Raw genomic sequence first — 24373 nt, 5'->3', positions numbered from 1 at the left:
ACGGACTCCCTCGAAAACGCCGCTCAGGCCGCTAGATAGGGACCAACTCGTTGGTATTCTCTGACGGTGTGGGAAATCTCCGGTGTGAAATAGTAAAGCTAGGTATCCGGTACGAGGCTAGGACGCTGATCAGGAGTTTTCGAACACTATCTCACAGAGACGGCGTTGGGCTTCCCGGAGGTGGTAGGAGAACGTCGATTGCGTAATCCCCAGCGCCTCGGACAATTCCTTCCCCGTCCGTACGCGCGGTGACTCGAAGAACCCGCTCCGATAGGCGGTTTCCAGGATTTCGAGTTGTCGGTCAGTGAACCGCTCAGTGAGGGCGTCGCGCAGGTCCTGACGCGTCGTAATCTCCCGTTCACATGTCTGACGAGTCACAAGTTCAGTACCTGGATAGATCTCTTGGATAGTTTCGACGAACTCCCGAACGGTCGCGGCTGCAGGGAGATCAACGATAAGAGTGGTTGTTTCAGGTGTAGTTGAAAGCGAGCGAACGACACCTTCGTTCTCGACATATGATATGAGTGTGGACTCGGTGACCGTTGCTTCGAAGACGCACCGTGACTCCTCCTCCCTGATCAGCGTTATCTCCGCTACTTCAGGTAGGTGTCGTACTGCAGCGAGCACGTCCTCGGCGATGACATCATGCGCAGAAAAGAAGAGGTGGGGTGCACCGTCGCTCTGGGGAACGAGCCCGTCGAATTCGATCTCGGTGTCGGTCTTCCGAGCGAGTTTGGTAAGGACGTCGTCGGCCTCGTGAATTTCGAGCGTGAGCTCGGTGACGCTGTCGGTCAACAACGTCCGTCTGGTTTCGACGGCGTTGATCGCGTGGGCAATCGTCTCCCCGAGTTCGGCAAGCACCGCATGATCGCGCTCGTCGGGTTTCGGCTGCGCGGCGTATACCGACAGGACACCGTATAGCGATCTGTTGTAGACCAGCGGAATGCTGATACACGAGCGCGCCCCGCGGTCGAGCGTTGCTTCTCGCCAGTCGGCGGCACGCGGGTCGATGGCAACGTCTTCGACCACCTGCACGTGCTGTGTTCGCACGGCGGCGGCGACAGGATCTTCGTTTGAGGGATGCTGGTCGGTCGAAATTGACAGTGTTTCCAGGTAGCCGTGATCGACACCGACCCACTCTCTGGGCCGGATTGTGTCAGAGCCTGGATCACGCTCGCCGATCCAGGCGAACTCGTACAGCTCGGAGTCCGCGAGGAGTTCACACACGGACTGGTCGATCGCTTCGAGTGTCTCAGCATCCACTAATGCCTGATCGATGCCCCTAATGAGCCCGTTCAGTCTGTCAAGACGTTCGAGTTCCGCGTTGCGGTCGGTCAACTGCTGTTCGCCTTCGGCATGGTCCCACGCGGCCTTAATCGTCGCCGCGACCGTCTCTGCGAGATCGGCCACGCGGCCATTGAACGCTTCGACTCGCGTCGAACCAGCACAAATGACGCCGTGTCGTCCCAGCGGGACGAGAACACAACTTCGCAGTGGGGCTTTTGTTTCGATCACCCCGCTGTTGGGGACGTTAAGATCGGTATCGGCGGATACGTCGTTACTGATGAAGGTCTTCCACACCTGGTTATGGAATCCCTCGGAAGGCGTAACGCTATCTGCGTCCAGTTCGGGATCGACGGAGGTGGCGTACTCCCGGATTTCGCCGGTCGTCTCGTCGTAGCGCCACAGCGCGGCGTACTCGATGTCGAGGACATGCTGGGTAAGTTCGGCGACGCGGTCAGCGATGGCATCCGGCTCGGCGTCGAACAGGTCGGCGCTCGCCCTATTGAGTCGTTTGAGCGATCGGTTCGTTTGCTTCAGCGTTTCCTCGGCCTGCTTGCGCTCGGTGATGTCAACAAGGTACCCAAGATAGTTGACAATCTTCCCGGAACCGTTCCGGACGATCTTTGTGATGTCTTTCACCCACCGGATGTCACCGCCTTTGGTTTTGATCCGGTAGGGCTCGTGACTGAACCGCTCGGTCGTTTCGTCGCTGTTCTCCGCGACCTCGCTGGCGATCCGGTCGAGTTCTTCATCGAGGAGGAGGTCGGTATACGGGATATCTCCGGATTCGAGTTCCGCAGGCGTGTACCCGAACACGTCCTCGACGTTTTCGGAGACGTACTCGACCGGCCATCCCTCATCGGCCTCGGGCGTCCACCGGAAGACGACCGTCGGTCCGTCGGCGAACATATCCCGTTCTTCTTCCAATTTCTGTCGGGCACGCTTGCGCTCGGTGATATCCTGGAAGATGATTCCGATACGCCGATTGCCGTCGTTCGGCGGCTTGAACACGTAGACGTCATACCAGTGCCCATCCGGTTCCGCATATACTTCAAGACGTTCTCCCTCGCCGGTGCTAGTCACCCGGCCGAAGGTCTCGTACCAATGGTCCTCGTACCCTAGATCAATCTCGGTTAAGAAGCGGCCTTCGAAGTTTTCGCCGACCATTTCCGTTGCTGCTGTATTGGCCTCACGATAGAGGACGTCTATCGGTTCGCCATCCCTGTTGAAGATCACGTCTGCGAGGAAGATGCCCTTGTCGATCGAATCGAACAATGATTGATAGAACCGCTCGTCTTCGTCTTCATCCTCATGATCGCATTCCTGTAGGGGTCGCCACCATACGCGACCACGTGCTCCGACTTTCTTCGTTTCGAGTGAGCCGTTGTTGACGAGTGTCTCTAGTTTGTTATAGATGGTCCGGTGGCTACAGTCGAACTCGGCGGCGACTTCTGGGGTCGTCAGCGGTGTCCCGGGGGGTGCGAGGGTTTCAAACACCTCTAAAACCTGTTTGGGCGATAGGGAGACAGAACTCATATCCTCAAGACATCCCTAATTGCCAAAAAGGGTTCCGTTGACAGAATCGTCACTTTGAAAGATGAAAAATTAGTTATACGACCGCTATAAATCGCCCAGCGAGGAGATTACCGTATGATCCCAGAAGGGAGACAAGAATGTTGTTCGTCGCGCTTCTGGAGCCCTGAATAGGTCGATCGTACGGCCTCGATTCCGAACACTGCTCCATGCGAGATACAGGCCCTTTATTCAGCACGACTCTGTCAATATTACAGAAATAACACAAGTTTCGTCGGCGATCTCCCGCTACGAGCAGTCGGCTTTTCGAAGTTGAATTACCTTGAGAGCAGTCGCGAACTCCCCGCTCTTGCGGTCAGCATCCCGGCATTTGACGTCGCTCTCGACGGCTCTCTGAACCCGGAACGTAAGTTCGTCCTCCGGTGGGACCTCGACAAACTCGAACAGACAGTCGCCGAGGACAGCCACTCGTTTCAGTTCCCAGTAGAATTGGTTACGGGCCAGGCGCGGAGTGATTCACCGAGATAAACAAAGACGGTATCTCACTCAAGTGAGATAGCCGTCGAGGTAGACAAGACGCGAAGCCGTCACTCCACAGGGCTACCGCGGGACGCGAGCGATCTCAGCATGACCTTTTTCATCGAAAGTACATGTGCAGCAATTCCCGTCTTTCTCGCGTGCTGTTAATGGCATGAATATAGAAGATTGGTCTCGTCGATCTATCTCGGGTTTCTGAATCTGTTTACGTACTGTTTGCCCGCCTACAGCAGGGGCTGCTGATGTTTATCCAATCTTCGGCTGGACGCTGGCTACTCTGAGAGTTCAGAATCAGCGGTGGGATCGCTAACTACAATCGTCCCGTCGCTCTCGACCGAAATATTGTACTCCTCAACAGTCATTTCAACACTAATCTCCTGATCTGAATACTGATGTGAAATTTCATTATCGGCTCTACACACCTACGATAGAGATTATTACATAAACCAAATTTCCGTGGTATGCTGTTTATTATCCGTTACTCACATTCTCTGATATAGGGAACCCTTCACCCCAACAGACCACTGGATACAGGATTTCTCTGAGACTAAAATATCTTCTCCACAATGTCTCCGAAACATATATTATCTTTCGTGGTTGTTTGATTAATTTATTATATTGTAGTATCATCTAGTCCTTAGGCAAACAATAAAACTTATGTCGGAATACTCTAATCACTCGTTCAGAAAATTATGCCTGAATTAGACTATCCGTCCCGTTCGGCGGGTTCGCCCTCCAGCGAGTCCCAGTCTGACAAGTCACAGGAACTTAACCAAGACGATGCCTTTCATCTTCTTCAGACGAACCGCCGCCGAGAGAGTATCCGCTATCTGCTGGATCACGAGGATGAAAGAGCCGTTCGAATGCGCGATATCGCTGAGCACATTGCAGCGAAAGAGCACGATACCACGGTCAAGCAATTAACGTCGACCCAGCGCCAGCGGGTGTACATTCCCCTCTATCAGTCACACCTGCCGAAACTTGATAAGAAAGGGATCATCGAATACGAGAAGACACGCGGAATTGTGCGTCCTGGTGATCGCCTTGAGGAGATCCGCCCTTATCTCGAGGCACAGCCTTTGCAGAGGGAGAGCGAGCAGCCAGCGCGTGCGTCCGCTTCCAGTGCCCTCCCCAGATATTACCACATAGCCCTCGGCATCAGTCTGGGCCTGCTGGGAGCTACTGTGAGTGGCCTTTTAGCGACCCCTGGGCTGTTCCTCGTGACGCTCATCACAGGTCTATTCGCGCTGACCAGTGCTGTTTCGATCCTCGCTGACGTCCTGCCAGCGAGTGAGACTAAGCGGCCCCAACTGCGTAGCTGACTGGCCAACAAGTGTGCGATTCGGACTTTGAGAGTCCCCATCCTCGAGTGTTGCGGTAATAACTGAATTCCAGTTCAGCTGACTCTACATGTGATCATCAGGGAACTCAAGTGTGATTGGCCGGCTATCTCGCTGAGCTTTATACGTGATTACTAAAACGCACGCTATACAAGATTATCTTTACTGGACCTACCAAATTGACAGAGAGGTTTGGCGGCTCGGCGTGACATTTCAGCTGGGGCGTCGGCTCGGGGGCGTTTGGACTTTGCGGCGGTTCAATTCCGTCACAGGGAATGGCTGCACGATCGGCTATCTTGTGAGGTATGGAAAAGCCGAACGGTGTCACAGCACCGCCCGAGTGTGACCGGAGAGAACGACCATGAAATCATCTGACGGTACTGAAAAGGGTTATCGGATCGAATGAACAGCTGCGGGAAAACGAGTTCAACGACCGCCCGACGCTTCGACTCTACCAGCGCGAGAGTGACCGATATCTGTTCAGTGAGGTTAACCGAGTCGGTGCATGGATCGCGGCCGATATCGACCGATGAGCCGATCTACGGCGCCGGGACCGTCAAGGACGTTCGAGACAGTAGTAACAGACCCCCGCATAGTTATAGGTTTGTTTATAAGAATAGATAGAACAGATATGAAATCTTCAGATAGAACAAGAGGAGCGGTTTGTGTACTGTCGGGGCTGCGGTGCGGAAATACGGGAAGAGGCAGAGATTTGCCCAGAGTGTGGGATCCGACAGAAACCATCTGGGGTAGAGATCAGTAGTGACGGTCTGACAGAAGAATACTCGGTCACAGTATGGATTGGATCCATTATTCTTGGACTAACTAGACGGTGCCAAGAGACCGCTGGTGAAGTTACTCGAGACGATCGTGAATGTTGAGCTGTGTCGCTCAGCCGTCACTCTCGCTGTCGACGAATCGCAGCCGATCCCAGTCAACGCCTTGTGACGACCGAAAGCCAATACTCATTTCGTCCGCGATGCCATCCGTCACACTTGTGCTAACGGTGCCGAGTACGGTACCGTCGAGGTCTTTGATCCGGAATCCGACCCCGTTAGAACTGTCAGCAACAAATTGACAGTCAACAGTTCTATCGACCAAATTTGGAAGTCTCGTGTTCTTGTCAAGAATTACAACATCATTCCCTGTCTCTCGAGCAATCCGAATTCCACCGTTCGGGTCAACAATAAGCCGCCACCCTGGAGTTTCTGTGGCCCACACGTTGTCCTCCATTCCGAGAAGGATCCAGGGCTGGGAGGTGTTCGAGTCAGGACGCATAAGTACCGAAACCACGCGGCCGTCTTCGGGATAGTTCGGTAGCCCCTGACCAGGGAAGGAACGGATATTCGAGTCGCCGTTTTGCCGAATACCCTGACTCGAGTCCTCGTGTAAGGCCGCGCTCGAGGAGACGCCAACACTGCCGGTTCCGTCACGTGTCCATGGACCCAGCTGACCGCCGCTATCGTAGTCCTCGAAGTCGTCGATTATCAGCGTAGCCGGATTGACGGATTCATCACTCTCATTACCGGAGTCATCACTCTCGTTGCTGGAGTCATCATCATCTAAGTCGCTTGGTTCGCTGGCCGGTTCAGTTTCGTTTTCAGTGTCGTCCTCGTTGTTCTCGTCAGTCGCATTGTTTTGTTCGGGGCTCTCTTCGCTTTCGTCGTCCATTGGTTCGATAAGGTCTCCGCACCCAGCCAGCGTAACTGAGAGCACCGTTCCGGCACCTCCAAGTATCGCGCGTCGTCGCATAGGTAGGTATTATCTCAGGTTCGAATAATAGTACCGAATATCGGAGTGTATAGATAGAAGATCGGTTACGAAATTGCACTTAGGAGAGTACTCCTTATTAACACCCAACCGCGCCTGAAGACGTGGGAATCCCAAGCGTTGGGATATTTGTAGTTCCAAAAAAATCCCCCATCAGCAAGAGTGACAGGATGGCTCCTCCGGCCAGCACCCTCCACCAGCGGAACGGAACTAAGATCTCTCTGTCACGCCTACTGGCCAGATTACTGGTTTAGGCTGGGATCGGATTCTCGGCGTCTTCCGGCTCGATATTCGTCCCGAGTTCGGCGTTGAGCAGGGCGACGAGCTCGTTGAAGCTATAGGCATCGCTCGTCCCGAGCTACAGGGGTCGGTCGTGACATGGGACTCTTCTCCATAGGTGTAGCCACCGCAACGACCTTGTGGATTGGTGTCAAACACCGAACGCATGGGCGAATCAGAATCTCAAGCGTCGATCGGTAGCGAACCGAGCGACCAGTGGCGCGAGTATCGCGGGGCACCGACGGGAACCGATCGGGAGTGTCGCGGCTGGCGTCAGGAGGCCGCCCTTCGCCTGTTGAACAACAACCTCGATCCCGAGGTGGCCGAAAAGCCCGAGGAGCTGGTCGTCTATGGTGGCACAGGTCGGGCGGCGCGATCGTGGGACGCATACGATGCGATCTGCGACGAACTCCGCGACCTCGGCAATGACGAGACGCTGCTCGTTCAGTCCGGCAAACCCGTGGGCCGGTTCAAGACCCATAAGCGAGCCCCTCGGGTCCTCATCGCCAACTCGAATCTCGTGGGAAAGTGGGACGACTGGGAGCACTTCCACGAACTCGAAGCGAAAGGGCTGATCATGTACGGCCAGATGACTGCCGGCTCGTGGGCGTATATCGGCACCCAAGGCATCATTCAAGGGACCTACGAGACGCTGGCGGAACTGGCAAACAAAAATTACCCAGATTCTGACGGGTTACGCGGCAAGATTGTCGTCACCGGTGGGCTCGGTGGGATGGGTGGTGCCCAGCCGCTCGCGGTAACAATGAACCACGGTGTTTGCATTGCTGCCGAAGTCGACGCGACACGGATCGACCGTCGCATCGAGACGGGCTACTGTCAGGCGAAAACCGACGACCTCGACGAGGCGATCGAGCGCGCCGAAGACGCTGCCGATGCCGGTGAGCCCTACAGCGTCGGCGTCCACATGAATGCGGCCGACATGCTCGAGGCGATGCTCGATCGAGGGTTCGTTCCGCATGTCGTGACCGACCAGACCAGTGCTCATGACGAACTCGAGGGGTACTACCCATCTGGATATACGGTCGCCGAGGCCGATCGGCTCCGTGAAGAGGAGCCCGATCGGTACGTTGCGGAGAGCCTCGCGACGATGGACCGCCATGTGGACGCGATCCTCGAGCTGCAGGACCAGGGCGCGATCGCGTTTGAGTACGGGAACAACATCCGCGGACAGGTCGCAGAGCACTGCGATCGCGAGAACGCCTTCGACTATCCGGGGTTCGTGCCGGCGTACATTCGTCCGCTCTTTTGTCGTGGGAAGGGGCCGTTTCGCTGGGTGGCGCTGTCGGGTGATCCCACCGATATCCATCGTACCGACGAAGCCATCAAAGAGCTCTTTCCCGAGAAGGGCCACCTGCACCGCTGGATCGATCTCGCACAGAAACAAGTCGAGTTCCAAGGGTTGCCGGCGCGTGTCTGTTGGCTCGGGTATCAGACGAGTGAGGCTCCACAGGAGACCGGGTCTCGAACCGATGGCAGCGACGACGCCAGCGCCGACGATTCGGGCGGATTGACGGAACGGGCTCGCTTCGCCCTCCGGATCAACGAGCTCGTCGCCGCCGGCGAGATTTCGGCCCCGATCGTCGTCACGCGAGATCACCTCGATGCGGGGTCAGTCGCAAGTCCGAATCGTGAGACCGAGGCCATGGCTGACGGTTCCGACGCGATCGCCGACTGGCCGATCCTCAACGCCCTGCTCAACTGCGCCGCCGGCGCAGACATCGTGAGCGTCCATGACGGTGGGGGCGTCGGTATCGGAAACGCCATCCATGCGAACAACCACGTCGTCCTTGACGGGTCCGACCTCGCCGCCGAGACGGCCCGCCGCGTATTTACCACGGATCCCGGAACGGGAGTGATCCGCCACGTCGATGCTGGCTACGAGGAGGCGCTCGCAGAGGCACAGGAGTCGGCCGTTCACATCCCGATGGAGAGTCGCAAGTAAGCTACCACGGCCTGAAAGCCATGACGTTCCACCCATGACAGGTTTCACCCTACCGACCTGCGACAGACCGTGGCTACGTTCACGACGACCTCGGTGTTCGTCTCACCGCCGTCTAGTTACCGGTGGACTCCCCCTCGAACGGGACCACTCCGTCCCATCGAGTTTGACGTTCCCGGCTTCGAGGGGTGGCTTGGCAACCCGTACACCGAGACGCTTGTGGCCTCGATATACTATCCGTGGGAACACGGACCACGGTCAAACACGAATAGCCAGTGAAACCAACACCGGCCAGAGCGCGGTAGCCGGTGCGCATTCGACGCGCTTCCTACACGGGCTGATGCCTGTGGTATCCGCGCTGTACTCCTTATGACCGACACCGAGGAGTCGATGAACGAGTTCACGATCTCCCCCGACTGGACCGACGACGAATGGCGCGGAATGGCTCAATCGACCGACCCGAACGACGAACTGGTCGGCCATATCGTCGAGGGAATGACACTCGAGGCCGTCGACGACGCCGACGTCGACGCGGTGCTGGTGGGCGAACCGTACGACGGTGCAGTTATCAGTCGATCGGGGGCGCGCGAGGGGCCGACCGAGATCCGCCGCTCGCTTGTGCGAACGAAAACCCACCACTTCGACTGTGGCCCGCTTCGGGTACTCGGTGACCTCGGCGACGTTCGCTCGCTGGTCGACGCTGGCACGCCCGGCACCGACTCGTCCGTCGCCGTCGTTCAGTCGACGCTCCGTGAGACGACGGCCCGCGTGCACGAGTGCGACGCGGTACCGATTTTCCTCGGGGGAGACAACTCTCTGACGTACCCGAACGTCGCCCCGCTACTCGAACAGAGCTCCGTGGGCGTGATCAATCTCGACGCGCATCTGGACGTCCGCGAGGTCCGGGGCGAACCGACGAGCGGCACGCCGTACCGACAGCTCTTCGCAGCCGGTCTCGATCAATACGTCTGCCTCGGGGCGCGACACTTCGAGACGGCAACCCCGTACCACGAGTTCGTCCGTGAGCGTGGCGGCGCGGTCATCACGGCCGAAGAAGTCGCGGATGACGCCGTTGAGACGGCGACGCACGCACTCGATGCGATGGGTGACGTCGATCGACTCTACGTGAGCGTAGACTGCGATGTACTCGACGCGAGTGCAGCCCCCGGCGTGAGTGCGCCGACGCCGGGCGGCATCACCACGCGAGAGCTGTTTCGCTGCCTGCGACTGCTTACGAGCGACGAGCGACTCGCGGGGTTCGAGGTTGTCGAATGTGCCCCGCCGCTCGACCGGAATGGACTGACGACCGATGCGGCGGCCCGTGCCGTTGCGCACGCCCTTGCCGGCTTTCTGGGGGGACAACAATGACTGCCGCGACACCAGACCCCAGGGGGCCGCTCTGTATCGTGTACAACGCGGGGGAACTCGTCGTTGGGCCGGTCGATGACACAGCCGACACGGCACCAGCCGACGACGCGCGCACCGACGGCCCGCTGGAGATTCGCGAGGATGCGGCGTTCGCCGCGATCAACGGCGAGGTTGTCGCCGTCGGCCCAACCGACGAGATCACGCGGGCGTATCCGCCCGACAATGCCGCCACCGCGATCGACGCGGACGGGAACGCCGTCGTCCCGGGATTCGTCGATCCGCACACGCACGCTCTCTTCGCGGGAGACCGATCGGACGAGTTCGCGGCCAAGGTGCGCGGCCGGAGCTACCAGGAGATCCTCGCAGAGGGTGGCGGGATCCTCCGAACCGTCCGTGCGGTCCACGACGCGAGCGACGACGACCTCCTCGCGAACCTGCGATCACACCTCGACGTCATGCTCGCCCACGGGACCACTACTGTTGAGGTCAAATCCGGCTACGGCCTCGAGGCCGAGACCGAGCTCCGACTGCTCGAGACGATCGATCGCGCCGCCGCCAAACACCCGATCACTCTCGTACCGACGTTCATGGGAGCACACGCGGTTCCGGCGGACACGGACACCGAAGACTACGTTGACCGCGTCATCTCGGACCAGCTCCCCGCCGTCGCCGACCAAGGGATCGCCGAGTTCTGTGACGTCTTCTGTGAGGCGGATGTGTTCGATGTCGACCAGTCTCAGCGCGTGCTCAAGGCGGGTGCAGCCGCGGGACTCACGCCGAAAATCCACGCCGAGGAGTTTACCCGTCTCGGGGGCGCACAGCTCGCCGCCGAGCTCGAGGCTGCGAGCGCCGATCACCTGTTGCACGCGACGGCCGAGGACGTCGCGGCGCTCGTCGAGGCAGCCGTCGTTCCCGTGCTCTTGCCCGGGACGGCGTTCGGCCTCGGTGCAGCGTACGCCGACGCGCGAGCGTTTCTAGAGGCGGGGGCTTCCGTTGCGCTCGCGACAGACTTCAATCCAAACTGTCACGTACGGACGATGGAGTTCGTCCAGACCCTCGCCGTCATGAAGATGGACCTCACGCCGGCCGAAGCGCTGCTCGCAGCGACGCGCAACGCGGCACTCGCGATCGACCGAGACGACGGCACTGGGACGCTTCGCGAAGGGGCCCCTGCGGATGCCGCGGTGCTGGCAGCGCCATCGTACGTCCACCTCGCGTACCGGTTCGACACCACGGCCATCGAGACGGTCGTCAAAAACGGCAGGGAGGTAGGGACGTGACCCACGTATCGTCGCTCGATCGATGGGACACCGCGAGAGGTGAGTCCCCGTGACTGTCGAACTCGACGGTGAGAGCCTCACGCCCGACGCCGTCGTCGCAGTCGCTCGCGACGATGAACCGATCAGCGTACCGGAATCGGCTCGCGAGCGGGTTCGCGAGTGCCGTGCCCGCGTCGAGGATATCGTGGAGAGTGGCAACGTCGTGTACGGCCTCAACACCGGTTTCGGCCAGTTAGTCGATGAACGGATCCCGTCCGAAGACTTGGCGCAGTTACAGGTCAACCTCCTCCGCAGCCACGCCGCCGGCACGGGGCGCGAACTCACGCGCGAGGAAGTCCGGGCCATGCTGGTCGCTCGAATCAATGCCCTCGTCAAGGGCTACTCGGGGGTTCGCGAGCGCGTCATCGACTATCTCGTGGCGATGTGTAACGCGGGCGTCCACCCTGTCGTCAGAGCCCAGGGTAGCCTTGGCGCCAGCGGCGATCTCGCTCCACTGGCGCATATGTCGTTGGTATTGATCGGCGAGGGCGAAGCGGTCGTCGACGTCGCTATCGATGAGCGAGACGAGCGCGACGAGGCCGACGAGGCCGGCGGCACCGATGGTGCCGACACGGAAGCCGGGGCGACTCGCCGGCTGTCCGGGCAAAACGCCCTCGCGACTATCGATCGCGAGCCGCTCGATCTCGCCCCGAAGGAGGGACTCGCACTCATCAACGGCACGCAGTTGACGGCGGCGCTCGCGGCTCTGGTCGTCGTCGACGGGGAGCACCTCGTCCGCGCCGCCGACGCAGCCGGCGCGCTGACGACTGAGACGACGCTCGCAACGACGGCGACCTCGGCCCCGGCTATCCAGAGCGTCCGGCCCCACACGGGCCAGCAGGAAAGCGCGGACTTGGTCCGCCGGCTCACCGCCGACAGTGAGATCGTCGAGGCCCACCGAAACTGCGATCGAGTGCAGGATGCCTACTCGCTGCGGTGTCTGCCACAGGTCCATGGCGCCGTCCGGGACGCGGTGTGCCACCTCCGCGAGGGCGTCACGACCGAACTCAACAGTGCGACGGACAACCCGTTGATCTTCCCGGCGGCCGAGGTCGACGACCGCGCTTCCGGAACCGATCGCGGCGCGGCCCTTTCGGGCGGTAACTTCCACGGCGCCCCGTTGGCTCTCCGCCTCGAGTACGTCCGCCTCGCGCTGACCGACCTCGCGGCGATCTCCGAGCGGCGGATCGATCGGCTCCTCAATCCGAACCTTCAGGAGGACCACCTCCCACCGTTTCTCGCGGTCGAGAGCGGCCTCGAATCGGGCTACATGATCGCTCAGTACAGCGCCGCCGCCTTGGTCAACGAGTTGCGCTCGCTCGGTGCCGCCTCGGCGGACAACACCCCCGTTAGCGGCAACCAGGAGGATCATGTCAGTATGAGCGCCCAAGCCGCGCTGAACGCCCGAACTGCAATCGAGAACGCGAGAGGTGTCGTCGCTGCCGAACTCGTCTGTGGAACCGAAGCCACCGAGTACGTCGACGACGCGTTCGAGGCCACCGACCTTTCGCTCGGCGTCGGAACACGCGCAGTTCGCGACCTGATCCGCGAGGTCGTTCCGCCGCTCACCGGCGACCGACCACTCCATCCGGATATCGACGCCGTTGCGGACCTGCTCGCCGCGGGCCACCTCGACACCGCCCTCGAGCAGGCGCTTGAGACGTTCGACCCGGCCAGTGGGCGCTCACGGGTCGGAGAGTAGTGCCACGACTCCCGCTCGCACCCCCCTCCCCTGGTCGAGCGGTCACGACGCGGCCGATCGCGCTCTCGCAGGCAACCTCGAGCCCGAATGCGGACTGCACCTCGTACCGACCACCTTTCGAGAGTACGAGATGTCTATCGCTTCGTTTACAGCGCGCTGGGTACGTGGCTCAAGGTCGTCTTGTGGGTGTGGGTTATCGTCGACGGCCAGTTGGTCGCGGATATTGCCAGTTCGGCCACTGTCCGGGCGACGGCTTCCTCACTTGAAAGCCTCGGCCGCTCGGCATCCCGCGACCACCGCTGCACTCCTCGTACCTGCGGTGCTTGCGGAGTCGGGAGATAGCCGAGACGGCCTCGCCCTTTCTGAGTCTGTCAGGACGATGGCTGCTTCGCCGAGCGCTGTAGCCAGGTAAAGTATAGTATGAAGCATATTGGCCAAGACCGGCGGCACCTCCTGAATGACGTGCTGGACCGAAATTAGCCTCTGATGTTGAACTAAACAACAGTCTCTTCAGTACTTTCCCGGTCGTATTTAGTTTGTAGCATTGTGCCAGACGGCGAAGGCTTGGAGACACGATTCGGCTGTTGGCGGTTTCGTGGCTAAAATAGTTTAAGAACGAAGAGGTCCATCGTTTTATCTTGTGACAGATACGTTTAGCAGCGTCCGATTTCTATGTTTTTCGTATCGAAACCGGAACCCAGATTGACGGAGTACAGTCTGGCGACGTTTTGCTCTATCGACGAGAAACACGGCATCATCAAGATCATGATTCTCCGTGAGTTCCTGCAGGAATCGCTCTGTCAACGCGGTCGTAGTCGTTGAATACAACCGTATATGGTGGATTTGTTCGTTTATGGATCAACCGAAGTATACAGTCAATAGTGGTGTTCATCAAGTTGAATCACCATCTCGTTAAGCGCGACGTGATTTGACTTCTCATCCTCTGTCGACCGGAGATCGCACTTGTGAACCCAGTCATGGACTGCCCTGTGACTGCGTTCGACACCGAAATTCTATAATAGCCGAACTGTATACAAAATCGAGAAAACAGCAAGATGGCGTTGAATACCGAGCACCATCAGTTGACGCGGTGTCCGCTCTCGCTCTACAAAACTCAAATCGATCCAGTCGCGATACCCGCTGAGGCGGGCGATTTTTGGCATGGATACCACAAAATCGTGCCGCCTCACTATCCACGCTTAACGAAACAGCGCCCTGTCTCACTGCGAAGAGAGAGTGCACGGCGCGAGGCGCTCCGAACGATCGTCAGCAGTGAAATGCGAGCAAATGCGAAGATGACTGGGGTATGGACCGCCGATATCTATTTACGGACTTCGTGCACCTCGAGATAGCTATTGCATCCTCCTTGGGAACGAAAACACTATTAACTCTAATCTGGATAAATAGTTACAGGCTTCACCCATGCCGACATCACACACAGATACTGCCGACGGACAGAACTCGTTTATTTACGTAGTCGCGGCGTTAGCCGCACTGAACGGCTTACTATTCGGCTTCGACACCGGCGTTATCTCCGGTGCAATGCTCTACATTCGGGATGCGTTCGAACTCACCGCAGTGTTCGGCTATACGATGAATCCGTCCTACGTCGAAGGGGTGATCGTCAGTGGAGCAATGGTCGGCGCAATCATCGGCGCAGCGCTCGGCGGTCGTCTCGCCGACCGGCTCGGTCGACGCCGACTCATCCTCGTCAGCGCAGTCGTCTTCTTCGTCGGCTCGCTCATCATGGCGATCGCACCGACCGTCGAAATACTAATCGTCGGCCGCATCCTTGACGGGGTCGGGATCGGCTTCGCGTCGGTAGTCGGTCCACTCTACATCTCCGAAATCTCGCCCCCGAAGATACGGGGATCGCTGGTCTCGCTGAACCAGTTAACCATTACAAGCGGTATCCTCATCGCGTATCTGGTGAATCTCGCGTTCGCCGGCGGTGGTGAATGGCGCTGGATGCTCGGTCTCGGAATGGTCCCTGCAGCCGTCCTATTCGTCGGGATGCTCTTCATGCCGGAAAGTCCGCGCTGGCTCTACGAACAGGGCCGTGAGACGGATGCCCGCGAGGTCCTGTCCCGAACCCGCGCCGAAAGCCAGGTCGGTACCGAACTCAGCGAAATCAAAGAAACGGTCCAGGTCGAGTCCAGTTCGTTTCGTGATCTGTTCCAGCCGTGGGTCCGCCCGATGCTGATCGTCGGCGTCGGACTGGCGGTATTCCAGCAAGTGACCGGCATCAACACGGTCATCTACTACGCTCCGACGATCCTCGAGTCCACTGGCTTCGAAGACACCGCTTCGATTCTCGCGACTGCCGGAATCGGCGTTGTCAACGTCGTGATGACCATTGTTGCCGTCCTCCTCATCGACCGGGTTGGGCGCCGACCGCTGTTGCTGAGCGGACTCAGCGGAATGACCTTGATGCTCGCCGCCCTCGGCTTCACGTTCTTCCTACCCGGCCTCTCGGGCATCATCGGCTGGGTCGCGACCGGGAGCCTGATGCTGTACGTCGCGTTCTTCGCAATCGGACTCGGACCGGCGTTCTGGCTGCTGATCTCCGAGATCTATCCGATGCAGGTCCGTGGAACCGCAATGGGGACCGTTACGGTCCTCAACTGGGCTGCGAACCTGATCGTGTCGCTGACGTTCCTCCGTCTAGTCGACGTCTTCGGCCAGTCGGGCACGTTCTGGCTCTACGGCGGGCTCTGTTTCATCGCACTGGTCTTCTGTTACCAGCTTGTCCCCGAAACGAAGGGCCGATCGCTCGAGGAGATCGAATCCAATCTGCGCGAGACCACCATCGGCAAGAAAGCCGGGCGCTCTAACACCGTGAAATCGGACGACTAACCGGGTCGATCCCGAAACGGCGTCAGCACCAGCGTTTCTGGGCGATGTGCACTCGTGCGGTCGTGACCTGTCACTGGCTGATCAATTCGTTCGGGACGTACCGAGCATTCTCCGTCTCTGCTGATCGAAAACTCAGTCGGATAACAGCGATGAGTACGGTTTCGGAGCCGTGATACCGGGTCCGCAATACGGGCGCGTCAGGAGAATCGCGATCTCACTCTCGATCGCGGACGAACGTGACCGGACAGGGCGCGTTCAGCATGACTTTCTGCGCCGTGCTCCCGAAGAGTGCCTTTCCGGCGGGAGAGCGTTGCCGGCCGCCGATGATCACGCGATCAGCGTCAACCTCCTCGGCGATCTCGACGACCCCATCTCCCTTTCTGCCGGTCGTCGCGCGAGCCTCGTAATCGATCGAATCAGCTTCCAAGCGGCCGGTAATCTCCTCGGTAGTGCTCATCTGAGCAGCTAGTTCGTCAGGTTCGATGTGTTCGTCCTCCGTATCCGCTACCTGCTTGACCGTTTCTTTGTAGGAATCCGTATCGAAAACGTGGACGATGATTACCGTGGTGTTACTGGAGGCTACTTCCTTGACGACATCCACGAGTGCGTCGACACGGGAGTCATCGCGCCCGCCAACGCCGAGCAGAATTGTTCGTAGTTCGGGTTCGCGTGACGGCTCTCTAGAGTATGATCCTTCGTTCATGCTTAGTGGAAAATAGTTTCCGAGCGGTAAGTAAATTACTATGAATTCACTATAGTTATAGTTATGATTTCGCCACCGAAACAGCCAGCGCTGGCGAACTCGCGTCGACCATACCGGACCTGCTCGGGCACAGTTTACCGTGATCGCAGGTCTCACCTGGTGCTACGCTGGCTGACCGCGTCCGAGAACGCAGTACGTGATTTCTTTGTAATTCTCTCAGCGTCTGGACGTCCGGTATCTTCCCCTACCTCTGCAGGGTGAGCACGACGAACAACAGTTGTCTCGTTAGATCTTTCGCCGCCGGTGAGACGGCGCATCGCCGAGGTGTAGTAATTGTTCACGCATGCGTAGAGGGGCGCGTAGGCGTGGAATGCGGTTCTCCACGCTTCGCTTCTGAGTGATAGAGACCGTCATATCCGCGGCCGGACTCCAAATCAGACGTAATTAGACGGAGCTCGGTTCGAGCATCAGTGTCGTTACTGTAGCATCAGTATGAAACGATGGTTGAAGGGAGAAGAAGACACTATTCAGCTAAAACACCGCCTTATAGCGACTATGTCTCTATTTCTAGACGAGACGTTACGACCAAAGAGTGGGCAGTGTCTAGTTAGGTCAGTTTGAGGAACGAGCAGGTCGTGGAGTTAGTTTGGAAGGATGCTTACAGACCTGCTCAGCGAGTGCTACGCGGAGGAATTTGATGAAGGTTGGGAGCAGGAACGGACGGCGATTGCGTCAGGACGTTCGCCGTCCGGCTTCATGCGACCGGTTGTTCACTTCGAGAGACACAAGCAATTCTTCGCTTGATTGGCATAGAACGCACTCATCAAGCAATCTGGAACTGGGTACCTCGGCTGGCTGACAGCGGTTCAGACCCGCCGACAGCGAAGCTGTCACGGGTCGCCATTAATGAGACTGCTGTCAAGATTAACACCGACCGGTCTTGGGCGTATGCCGCAATAGATCTAGATTCACGGCTCATTCTCGATGTCGCAGTGTTCAGACAATGAGGCACCGACCCAGCTGCTGCGTTTCTCCATCGATTGACCGAGAAACACGACCTCTCCGACACTGTGTTTCTCGTTGATGGCTATGGATATCTGACTGCCCTCTCTCGATTAGGGTTGAGCGGTCAACTCGACTATGTTGATCGGAAAGTGGTTCCACACAGTTAAGATGCGTGTTGATCGCTTCCACAACTCGTGGGTGGGCAGTCGGGCGAGTGTCAGAGACTGGCTTGAACAGTCCGTACACTATTATAACACACAGCGACCGCACCAATCACTTAACGGACAGACGCCAGCGAAGGTGCTAAACTAGACAGTACCAAAGAGTGACTGGTCTCCTCATAAGCCTAAGAAATTAACTTGGTTTCGAGTTTATGTTTGATACTATACTTCAAGAGCTAACTAGCGACTGACTCCCGCTATTATATATGAATATAAAATGAATGATTTGTATAGGTAGAAATAAAGAATAAATCTGTATAATAGTATAGATCATACAACAAGTTGGGCATCTGTACTCACTCTCCTGTGTAGGGAGTATTTACATACGTACGTGTGTAAATATGCTCTCTCCTCTTCCACTGATACCATTGCCTTCTTTTATATAATATCTTATGAGTGTACTCTCGTCTCAAAGATCCCAATATGGAGAGTTTGATCTGTTGGGGGTCAAATAAGAGATGAACTACAGGTAATGGCTGAGGGAACGCCAGTACATGCAGTCATCACTGCAGTTGCAGAAGTAACGGACTCTGATCCTACTGAATTGCCGCCGCTCAGCAAGGCAATTGACCCGGAAGCGCCAAACACCTTCTTTGACTCGTCGTCACTATCACAGCTACGAATGTAGAAACAATTCCGCTACAAGCTTACACCTGCGACTGAGAAGGGGTCAACTGAGTGATTCAGTTCACCTAGTCCCTACATCTGTCGATAACCTGATCATCTTTGCTTCAAAATCTTCCATAAATGCTCCCGGTCCACCAATAGATACTACAGTATTCTCACTCTCTATAAAAAGAGTATTTTTGATAGCGCGGGAACTTGACTCTGGGGCAATGATTGACTGTTGCACATTAGTAACTTGTCCACGAATGGTTTCAAATCCGTCAGCAGCAGACACAGCCCGGGCTTTTATTTCTGCGTAGAGTTCTGTATTTTGCCTCAATTTGCACGTAGCATCTACTATTGCGTGACAAAACGTGGTGTATTCTTGGGGAAGATCATTCGGCCGACTAATGTAGGCTTCGTATCCTGCACCCCAGAAGTTACCTAGAAAGGCACTGATTAGAATTGGTATGAAGGAGTTTTGTTGAAGAGAGATACCTTGCTTAGATGAATAGGCATGGCGGAGCAGGTCTGGCGGTGAAAAAATTCCATCCCTACGGTCAACACACATCATCGCAGGAAAATCACCTTCAGATATACGCATAACGGATGCGATTGTACTGTCCCCAGAGACTGCTGTTTTTGTATTAGTCACTAACAGAAGGATAAATACACCTCGGTCAAGCGCTCTTCGTAGGTCATCAGCAATGTCAGGCACCGCTTCGACTGGAAGTGATACTAAAACCTCATTTTCTGCTTTCGAAATACTCTCCCGGAGACGTTTGAAAAGGGTTGGTTTAGATTTGTAGACCTCTGTCTTCGACTCGAACGAAGCCTCTTCGAAACGTGTGTTAAGTTCTGACTCAATTGTTGAAAGGTTTTCCTTCAATTGAGATATTGCCTCAGAAGGGTGGATTGCATTCAATGTTGTCGGTGTGCTATGGTCATTGACGACTATGAGACCTCGCTGTTCAAGTTGATCGGCGACCTTGTACGCATGTCGAACTGAAATGTCTGCTTCATCAGCTAGATCGCTCATCTTAATTTTACCATGCCCGATGGAGGTGAGGTATGCTGCTACTTCCTTCTCAGAGAGTCCGAATCGCTTAAGAGCTGTTCTAAGATCTCTACCGTCCATAATCCATGCTATAACGAGGTAGTTATATAAGTCTAGTGTGCTCAATGATGTTCGCTAACACACGTATTTGGCATTTGATTTTGGCATATAGATACTATTTGAATGGCTAAAATATAATCCATAGCTGTGTAAACGCATGTAAATTGATTATATAATGATCATACTCCATGGTTCATCTATCCAGAAATCTTTTAGTACTATGGGAGTTAATACTCAGATGCGATGGTAGATAAGAGTACTAATCTTGAGCTAAGCAGGCGCAGTATACTCAAAACAACTGGCGCAATTGGTGCGGCCGGTCTCGCGCTACCGTTTGGGACTGGCTCCGGAGCCGCTCTCGAGACAGGTGAAGCGAGCCAGTGGACTCGCGAACACGCAAACAGTATCGAACTTACAGACGATACGACTGCTCCGGTCATCGATGAGAACTCCGACGTAATCTCGGACGACTACTGGATCTGGGACACGTGGCCGCTTCGATACCGCGACGGCTCGATTGCAAAGATCGACGGCTGGCAGGTCGTCTTCTCCCTCACGGCGTCAAAGGACCTCGTACCGGGCGCTCGGCACAATGAAGCGACGATTCGCTACTTCTACTCCCGGAATGGTCACGACTGGCAGGAGGGCGGGACGGCCTTCGAGAACCCGCTTGGGCACCACCAGTGGGCCGGCTCTGCGATGTACGATCAGAGCGAGGACCAGATTTACCACTTCTACACAGCGACCAGCCCGGAACCGGAGTTCCGCCAGCGACTCGCACTCGGCAAGGGCGCGTCCCTCCGGACCAGTCCGCACGGCGTCGAGCTGACCGGTGACCAGGAGCACGTTATCATCGGCGAAGCCGACGGGGACCTCTATCAGACCCTAGAGCAGTCCCGAGAACAGGGCATCGTCTACGCGTTCCGTGACCCGTGGTACTTCGAGCATCCCGAGACCGGCGAGGATCTCGTCGTGTTCGAGGGGAACACGCCCACGGGAGGCGATAGCCCAGATGATCCGCAAAGCTACAACGGGAACGTTGGCGTAATGCGAGCGACCAACGACGAACTCACTGAGTGGGAGCTCCTCCCGCCTAACCTGGAGGCGATCGAGGTCAACCAACAGTTGGAACGCCCGCATTACGTCTTCAATAACGGGAAGTGGTATCTGTTCGTCCTCAGCCACGAGTTTACGTTCGCTCCCGGCCTCAGCGGTCCCGACGCGCTGTACGGGTTCGTGAGCGATTCGCTCTACGGAGAATACGAACCGCTCAACGGGAGCGGACTGGTCCTCGCAAACCCCGAGTCGGCGCCCTTCCAAGCGTATTCGTGGCTGGCGATGCCCCACGGGAACGACGTGCTGATCGAAAGCTTCGAGAACTTCCGCGGGCTCGACGACACGTCTCGGGGCGAGATCAGCCTCGACGAGGTCGGCCATCTGCCCCCCGAAGAGCAGAAGGAACTGTTCGGTGGAACGCTTGCACCGAGCCTGAAGCTACAACTCGAGGGGACTAAAACGCGGATCGTCAGCGAACTCAATGACGGCCACTTTCTTCCCTCGGGTGGATCGAACAAGGGGACGAACGGAAATAATCAGTAAGGGAACGAGTTAGCTCCGGAAGGCTCTGCTACCTACCTGAGTTCGGTTCTCGAAAGGTAGCAGAGCCCGGATCTACAGGCGGAGCAGGCTGAGTGCCTCGGGGTTTGACCCCGAGCGGTTCACGGGGTCACGAACTGCAGGCAGACCGCCACTAATCGAGTGGTGAGATCGATCTCAGAGGATCTTTCCAATACCAGACTTGAGCCCGTGAACCACCCTGACCTACTCGCTCTGCTTTGCCTCGTCCCTTGAGGACGGGGAATTCTCGTCTATTTGTCGGTAAAGACGGAGAGTACCGATCGTGATTTCTGTAAACACCTCTAAAAGATGCGAGTACCTCGGTTGAGACGACATAATTCTAATTAGGCGTGAAAACGTAGGATGAGTTGTATTGCCCTTGAGAACTAGATAGATGGAGATTGGAAAACCGGTGAGTGATAGGCTAGAGAGCATAGATTATCGTCCGTCCTCTCGTTCACTGGATTATCAATTCCAGTATTCACACTGACGAGGTGTTCACACGAACTATGAACTCAGTCACACAGTAGTCATCATGAAACGGATACCTATCGATGAAACACTACCGTTACAATAGTACCTATGTAAACATCGAAATGGATGATTTGCTGAAACTGAGTACAGGGAATTCAAGGAGAGAGCAATTGTTTATCGCGATTATCTCCGAAACCCACCTAGAATCGCGGCAGGAATAATATTACAGTAGAGTCAAGTGGTTGGTCTCCGGTACCGCTTTCCGTGCCCCCATCGGACGAGAGCCAGTTGGATAGCGTCATTCGAGGAAGTCTTACACCTGTGTTTATGTAATTCTCGACCGGGAGCGGAACGATCTTTCTCGCCGTACTGAGGAGTTTGCTCGAGACAGTGAATACACCCATTCTACACGATACATAATCAACCTTGATTATGATGAAGGTTAGAATCGGCCTTCGGGCGCTGTACGTTCCGATATGCGCCGGACGGTGAGAAGTTCACTCACCCGAGGAAGGAGATTGTCCAGTAACCATCACATTGATTCACAGCCGTAGTGAATATTGTTGATCAGTCTCGTTCTCGCCGGGAAACCAGATCTGCGTACCGAACCCGGACGTCTGGATGTCTGATTATCAGACCAAATTTATAAGTGGGATGAACAAGTATCGCATACGTGTATGGTAGATGGTAACTCAGATGACGGGAGGGAGCATGTGCGCTCTCGTCGTCGACAGGTGCTGAAAGGTATCGCAGGCGCCGGTGTTGCATCAATTGCTGGCTGTTTCGGATATGGGAACGAGACAGGTTCGGATCGACTCCGAGTCGAGATGGCCAATCAGCCGGATCAGATCAACTACAACCCCTTCGGACAGCAGACCCCCGGCGTCTTGAACAAGATCATCTTCGAGCAAGGCGCGCGGTGGCATGCCGACGAGGAAGAATGGGTGTCACTACTCGTCGAGAACTGGGAATACCCGTCGACGGTCCAGTCTGGGGCGACCGTTCGGTTCGACCTGTCTGATACGTATACGTGGTTCAACGGAGACGCGTACACGGCCGAGGACTTCGTGGGCCAAATGCGCTGGCGGAACGTGAACAACGATGCCGTCTGGGACTTTCTCGACGATGTCGAGCAGACGGGCGAATACAGCGTCGAGATGACGCTCGCAGAGAAGATCGACACCCAACTGTTCGAGAACGCGCTGTTCGGGATGGGCGACGCCCCGACCAACTGGACGTTCAAGTTCGACGTCTTCAGGGACTACCTCGAGCGCATGGAAGATGCTGGGTCCGACGAAGACCGGAGTACGATCCTCCAAGAACTCGCCGAGTGGAACGTTTCTCTCAACGAGGCTCGTGAGAAAGGGCTCGGGAACGGGCCGTTTATGCCGTCGGAGGCGACGGCGAACCAGCTCCTCCTAGAGAAGTACGAGGACTACCAGAACCCCCACATCACGGCGGACGACATCGCGTTCGATACGATGGAGGCGCTGCCGCTCCAGGGGCCTCAGGAGAAGCTCCGATCGCTGCGCAATAACGAGGTGGATGCGCTTCACAACGTGGCGTTCAACTCGGCGCAGGCAGACCAGATCCCGGACAACTACGAGTCCGTCAGGTTCTACAGCCATAGCGGCGAGTCGATCTCATTCAACTGTCGCCGCGAGCCTCTCGACAACCAGCAGGTCCGGTGGGCGCTCTCGAACGTGCTGCAAGCGAGCCACGACACGCTGATGCAGAACCTGCCACTCTCGGACGTGAACAAGGAGCGCGTCAATCTGTCCGCGGGGATGTCACAGCCGCTTATCGATGAGTGGCTCGGAGACGTCAAAGGTCAGTTCATGCAGTTCGACGGCGGGACCGAACGAGCTACCGAACTCCTTCGGGACGAAGGGTTCACCCAGGAGAACGGTACGTGGTACAAGCCCGACGGCGAGCAGTTCACGCTCACGTTCAGAGACGCCGGTTTCCACAGCAACCGGACGGAAACCGCGTCGCGGATCCTCAGCGACTTCGGTATCGAGACCGAAGCGATCATCGTTGAGGACACCACGTACTTCGGACAGACGATCCCCGAGCGGGACTACGATCTCACTAACTGGTGGGTCGGCCAGTCCGCACCGCTTCCGTACGAGGGGTTCCAGAATCACCTCGTCAACGAGGCATGGGTGACCGCGTATCCGCTCGGCGTACCCTCCGTCTCGGAGTGGAACGGCGAGGGTACCAGCGAGTTCATCGTCGAAGTTCCGCCGATCGGTGAGCCCGACGGAGAGCTTCGAGAGATGGACATCCGGGAACGCCTCCAGGCGATCGCGCGAGGCCAGAGCAAGGAAGAACAGCGGCCGCACATCCAGCAGCTAGCGTGGTCCTGGAACTGGATGGACGCTTCCTGGGGACCATGGACACTGTACATCGCCTCTGAGTACTACAACACCGAGAACTGGAACTGGCCCGCAAACGACAGCGCGATCATGAAGACACCGAGTGTGCAAGACTGGCCCGTCCGCCAGGGCCAGCCGACGCCCAACGAATAAGCGAACGTCCCGGCTCGCAACGATCGGTTACATGAGCGTGTCGCTCTCGATTCCGACCGCCCCTCGGTGTGGAGTAGCTGCTGCACCCGTTAAGAACTTAAACATCGCAGGTATCGTTATCTCCCCCATGAAAACCGGCACCTGGGGCGAC

The 24373-nt window shown here is 57.0% G+C and carries 15 protein-coding genes and 3 pseudogenes; 11 read left to right on the top strand and 7 right to left on the bottom strand.

The window, feature by feature from the left end; translation table 11 throughout:
- Positions 1 to 129: 129 nt before the first annotated feature.
- Both HTUR_RS20175 and HTUR_RS26895 read right to left on the bottom strand, forming a co-directional pair.
- Positions 130 to 2820 (bottom strand): bacterio-opsin activator domain-containing protein, encoded by a 2691-nt coding sequence (locus tag HTUR_RS20175; protein WP_012945185.1) that lies wholly within the window; start codon positions 2818 to 2820, stop codon positions 130 to 132.
- 285 nt (positions 2821 to 3105) lie between these two features.
- Positions 3106 to 3285, bottom strand: coding sequence for a hypothetical protein (locus tag HTUR_RS26895; protein WP_148225423.1), 180 nt, complete (start codon positions 3283 to 3285; stop codon positions 3106 to 3108).
- A 761-nt stretch (positions 3286 to 4046) separates the two neighbouring features.
- Here HTUR_RS26895 and HTUR_RS20165 point away from each other — a divergent pair.
- Positions 4047 to 4676 (top strand): DUF7344 domain-containing protein, encoded by a 630-nt coding sequence (locus HTUR_RS20165; RefSeq protein WP_012945184.1) that lies wholly within the window; start codon positions 4047 to 4049, stop codon positions 4674 to 4676.
- Positions 4677 to 5359: 683 nt separating this feature from the next.
- Positions 5360 to 5575, top strand: coding sequence for a zinc-ribbon domain-containing protein (locus HTUR_RS28620; protein WP_343122707.1), 216 nt, complete (start codon positions 5360 to 5362; stop codon positions 5573 to 5575).
- Between the two features lie 10 nt (positions 5576 to 5585).
- On the opposite strand, the gene HTUR_RS20160 is transcribed toward HTUR_RS28620, so the two are convergent.
- Positions 5586 to 6365 carry a hypothetical protein gene (locus tag HTUR_RS20160; RefSeq protein WP_012945183.1) on the bottom strand — a complete coding sequence of 260 codons (780 nt, stop codon included), beginning with the start codon at positions 6363 to 6365 and terminating at the stop codon, positions 5586 to 5588.
- 355 nt (positions 6366 to 6720) lie between these two features.
- Positions 6721 to 6822, bottom strand: a pseudogene (locus HTUR_RS28105) (NAD-dependent epimerase/dehydratase family protein); the annotation flags it as partial.
- 87 nt (positions 6823 to 6909) lie between these two features.
- Here HTUR_RS28105 and hutU point away from each other — a divergent pair.
- The 4 genes from hutU to HTUR_RS20140 all read left to right on the top strand — a co-directional run bounded on the left by hutU (position 6910) and on the right by HTUR_RS20140 (position 13092).
- Positions 6910 to 8706: a urocanate hydratase gene (gene hutU, locus HTUR_RS20155; RefSeq protein ID WP_012945182.1), complete on the top strand. Its 1797-nt coding sequence runs from the start codon at positions 6910 to 6912 to the stop codon at positions 8704 to 8706.
- 366 nt (positions 8707 to 9072) lie between these two features.
- Complete coding sequence (gene hutG / locus HTUR_RS20150) at positions 9073 to 10071, top strand: formimidoylglutamase (RefSeq protein WP_012945181.1); 999 nt, start codon at positions 9073 to 9075, stop codon at positions 10069 to 10071.
- The gene (gene hutI, locus HTUR_RS20145) at positions 10068 to 11351 is read left to right on the top strand and encodes an imidazolonepropionase (RefSeq protein ID WP_012945180.1); all 1284 of its coding nucleotides are present in this window, start codon (positions 10068 to 10070) and stop codon (positions 11349 to 11351) included. The genes hutG and hutI overlap by 4 nt, the downstream gene beginning before the upstream one ends.
- Before the next feature lie 49 nt (positions 11352 to 11400).
- The gene (locus tag HTUR_RS20140; protein WP_012945179.1) at positions 11401 to 13092 is read left to right on the top strand and encodes an HAL/PAL/TAL family ammonia-lyase; all 1692 of its coding nucleotides are present in this window, start codon (positions 11401 to 11403) and stop codon (positions 13090 to 13092) included.
- Between the two features lie 531 nt (positions 13093 to 13623).
- Here the strand turns inward: HTUR_RS20140 and HTUR_RS25770 are convergent.
- A pseudogene (locus HTUR_RS25770) lies at positions 13624 to 14255 on the bottom strand (IS6 family transposase).
- Between the two features lie 259 nt (positions 14256 to 14514).
- On the opposite strand from HTUR_RS25770, the gene HTUR_RS20130 reads away from it, so the two are divergent.
- Positions 14515 to 15948, top strand: coding sequence for a sugar porter family MFS transporter (locus HTUR_RS20130; protein ID WP_012945178.1), 1434 nt, complete (start codon positions 14515 to 14517; stop codon positions 15946 to 15948).
- 214 nt (positions 15949 to 16162) lie between these two features.
- On the opposite strand, the gene HTUR_RS20125 is transcribed toward HTUR_RS20130, so the two are convergent.
- Positions 16163 to 16651, bottom strand: a complete 489-nt coding sequence (locus tag HTUR_RS20125) for a universal stress protein (RefSeq protein WP_012945177.1) — start codon at positions 16649 to 16651, stop codon at positions 16163 to 16165.
- Between the two features lie 654 nt (positions 16652 to 17305).
- Between HTUR_RS20125 and HTUR_RS20120 the strand changes: the two are divergent.
- Together HTUR_RS20120 and HTUR_RS27580 are read left to right on the top strand one after the other, a co-directional pair.
- Positions 17306 to 17968: pseudogene (locus tag HTUR_RS20120) on the top strand (IS6 family transposase).
- A gap of 381 nt (positions 17969 to 18349) precedes the next feature.
- Positions 18350 to 18505: a HalOD1 output domain-containing protein gene (locus HTUR_RS27580; protein WP_187291492.1), complete on the top strand. Its 156-nt coding sequence runs from the start codon at positions 18350 to 18352 to the stop codon at positions 18503 to 18505.
- Between the two features lie 60 nt (positions 18506 to 18565).
- Here the strand turns inward: HTUR_RS27580 and HTUR_RS25765 are convergent, their stop codons facing one another.
- Entirely contained in the window at positions 18566 to 19621 is a 1056-nt protein-coding gene (locus HTUR_RS25765) for a TrmB family transcriptional regulator sugar-binding domain-containing protein (protein WP_012945176.1), read from the bottom strand.
- Between the two features lie 222 nt (positions 19622 to 19843).
- Between HTUR_RS25765 and HTUR_RS20115 the strand changes: the two genes are divergently transcribed.
- On the top strand, positions 19844 to 21199 hold the full coding sequence (locus HTUR_RS20115) for a glycoside hydrolase family 68 protein (protein ID WP_012945175.1): 1356 nt from the start codon (positions 19844 to 19846) through the stop codon (positions 21197 to 21199).
- Positions 21200 to 22518: 1319 nt separating this feature from the next.
- A complete protein-coding gene (locus tag HTUR_RS20110) occupies positions 22519 to 24222 on the top strand; it encodes an ABC transporter substrate-binding protein (RefSeq protein WP_012945173.1) in 1704 nt (567 codons plus the stop codon).
- Positions 24223 to 24373 lie beyond the last annotated feature (151 nt).

The sequence above is a fragment of the Haloterrigena turkmenica DSM 5511 genome (assembly GCF_000025325.1).
GTDB classification, from domain to species: domain Archaea; phylum Halobacteriota; class Halobacteria; order Halobacteriales; family Natrialbaceae; genus Haloterrigena; species Haloterrigena turkmenica.
Note: the sequence above shows the minus strand (reverse complement) of the source record. Positions and strands in the feature narration are given on the sequence as shown.

Excerpts from the sequence above, each read along its gene's own strand:
- hutI (WP_012945180.1), top strand. The coding sequence starts at position 10,068 with ATGACTGCCGCGACACCAGACCCCAGGGGGCCGCTCTGTATCGTGTAC.
- HTUR_RS27580 (WP_187291492.1), top strand. The coding sequence starts at position 18,350 with ATGGCTGAGGGAACGCCAGTACATGCAGTCATCACTGCAGTTGCAGAA.
- HTUR_RS20130 (WP_012945178.1), top strand. The coding sequence starts at position 14,515 with ATGCCGACATCACACACAGATACTGCCGACGGACAGAACTCGTTTATT.
- HTUR_RS20110 (WP_012945173.1), top strand. The coding sequence starts at position 22,519 with ATGGCCAATCAGCCGGATCAGATCAACTACAACCCCTTCGGACAGCAG.
- HTUR_RS20175 (WP_012945185.1), bottom strand. The coding sequence starts at position 2,820 with ATGAGTTCTGTCTCCCTATCGCCCAAACAGGTTTTAGAGGTGTTTGAA.
- hutU (WP_012945182.1), top strand. The coding sequence starts at position 6,910 with ATGGGCGAATCAGAATCTCAAGCGTCGATCGGTAGCGAACCGAGCGAC.
- hutG (WP_012945181.1), top strand. The coding sequence starts at position 9,073 with ATGACCGACACCGAGGAGTCGATGAACGAGTTCACGATCTCCCCCGAC.
- HTUR_RS20165 (WP_012945184.1), top strand. The coding sequence starts at position 4,047 with ATGCCTGAATTAGACTATCCGTCCCGTTCGGCGGGTTCGCCCTCCAGC.
- HTUR_RS20115 (WP_012945175.1), top strand. The coding sequence starts at position 19,844 with ATGGTAGATAAGAGTACTAATCTTGAGCTAAGCAGGCGCAGTATACTC.
- HTUR_RS25765 (WP_012945176.1), bottom strand. The coding sequence starts at position 19,621 with ATGGACGGTAGAGATCTTAGAACAGCTCTTAAGCGATTCGGACTCTCT.
- HTUR_RS20160 (WP_012945183.1), bottom strand. The coding sequence starts at position 6,365 with ATGGACGACGAAAGCGAAGAGAGCCCCGAACAAAACAATGCGACTGAC.
- HTUR_RS20125 (WP_012945177.1), bottom strand. The coding sequence starts at position 16,651 with ATGAACGAAGGATCATACTCTAGAGAGCCGTCACGCGAACCCGAACTA.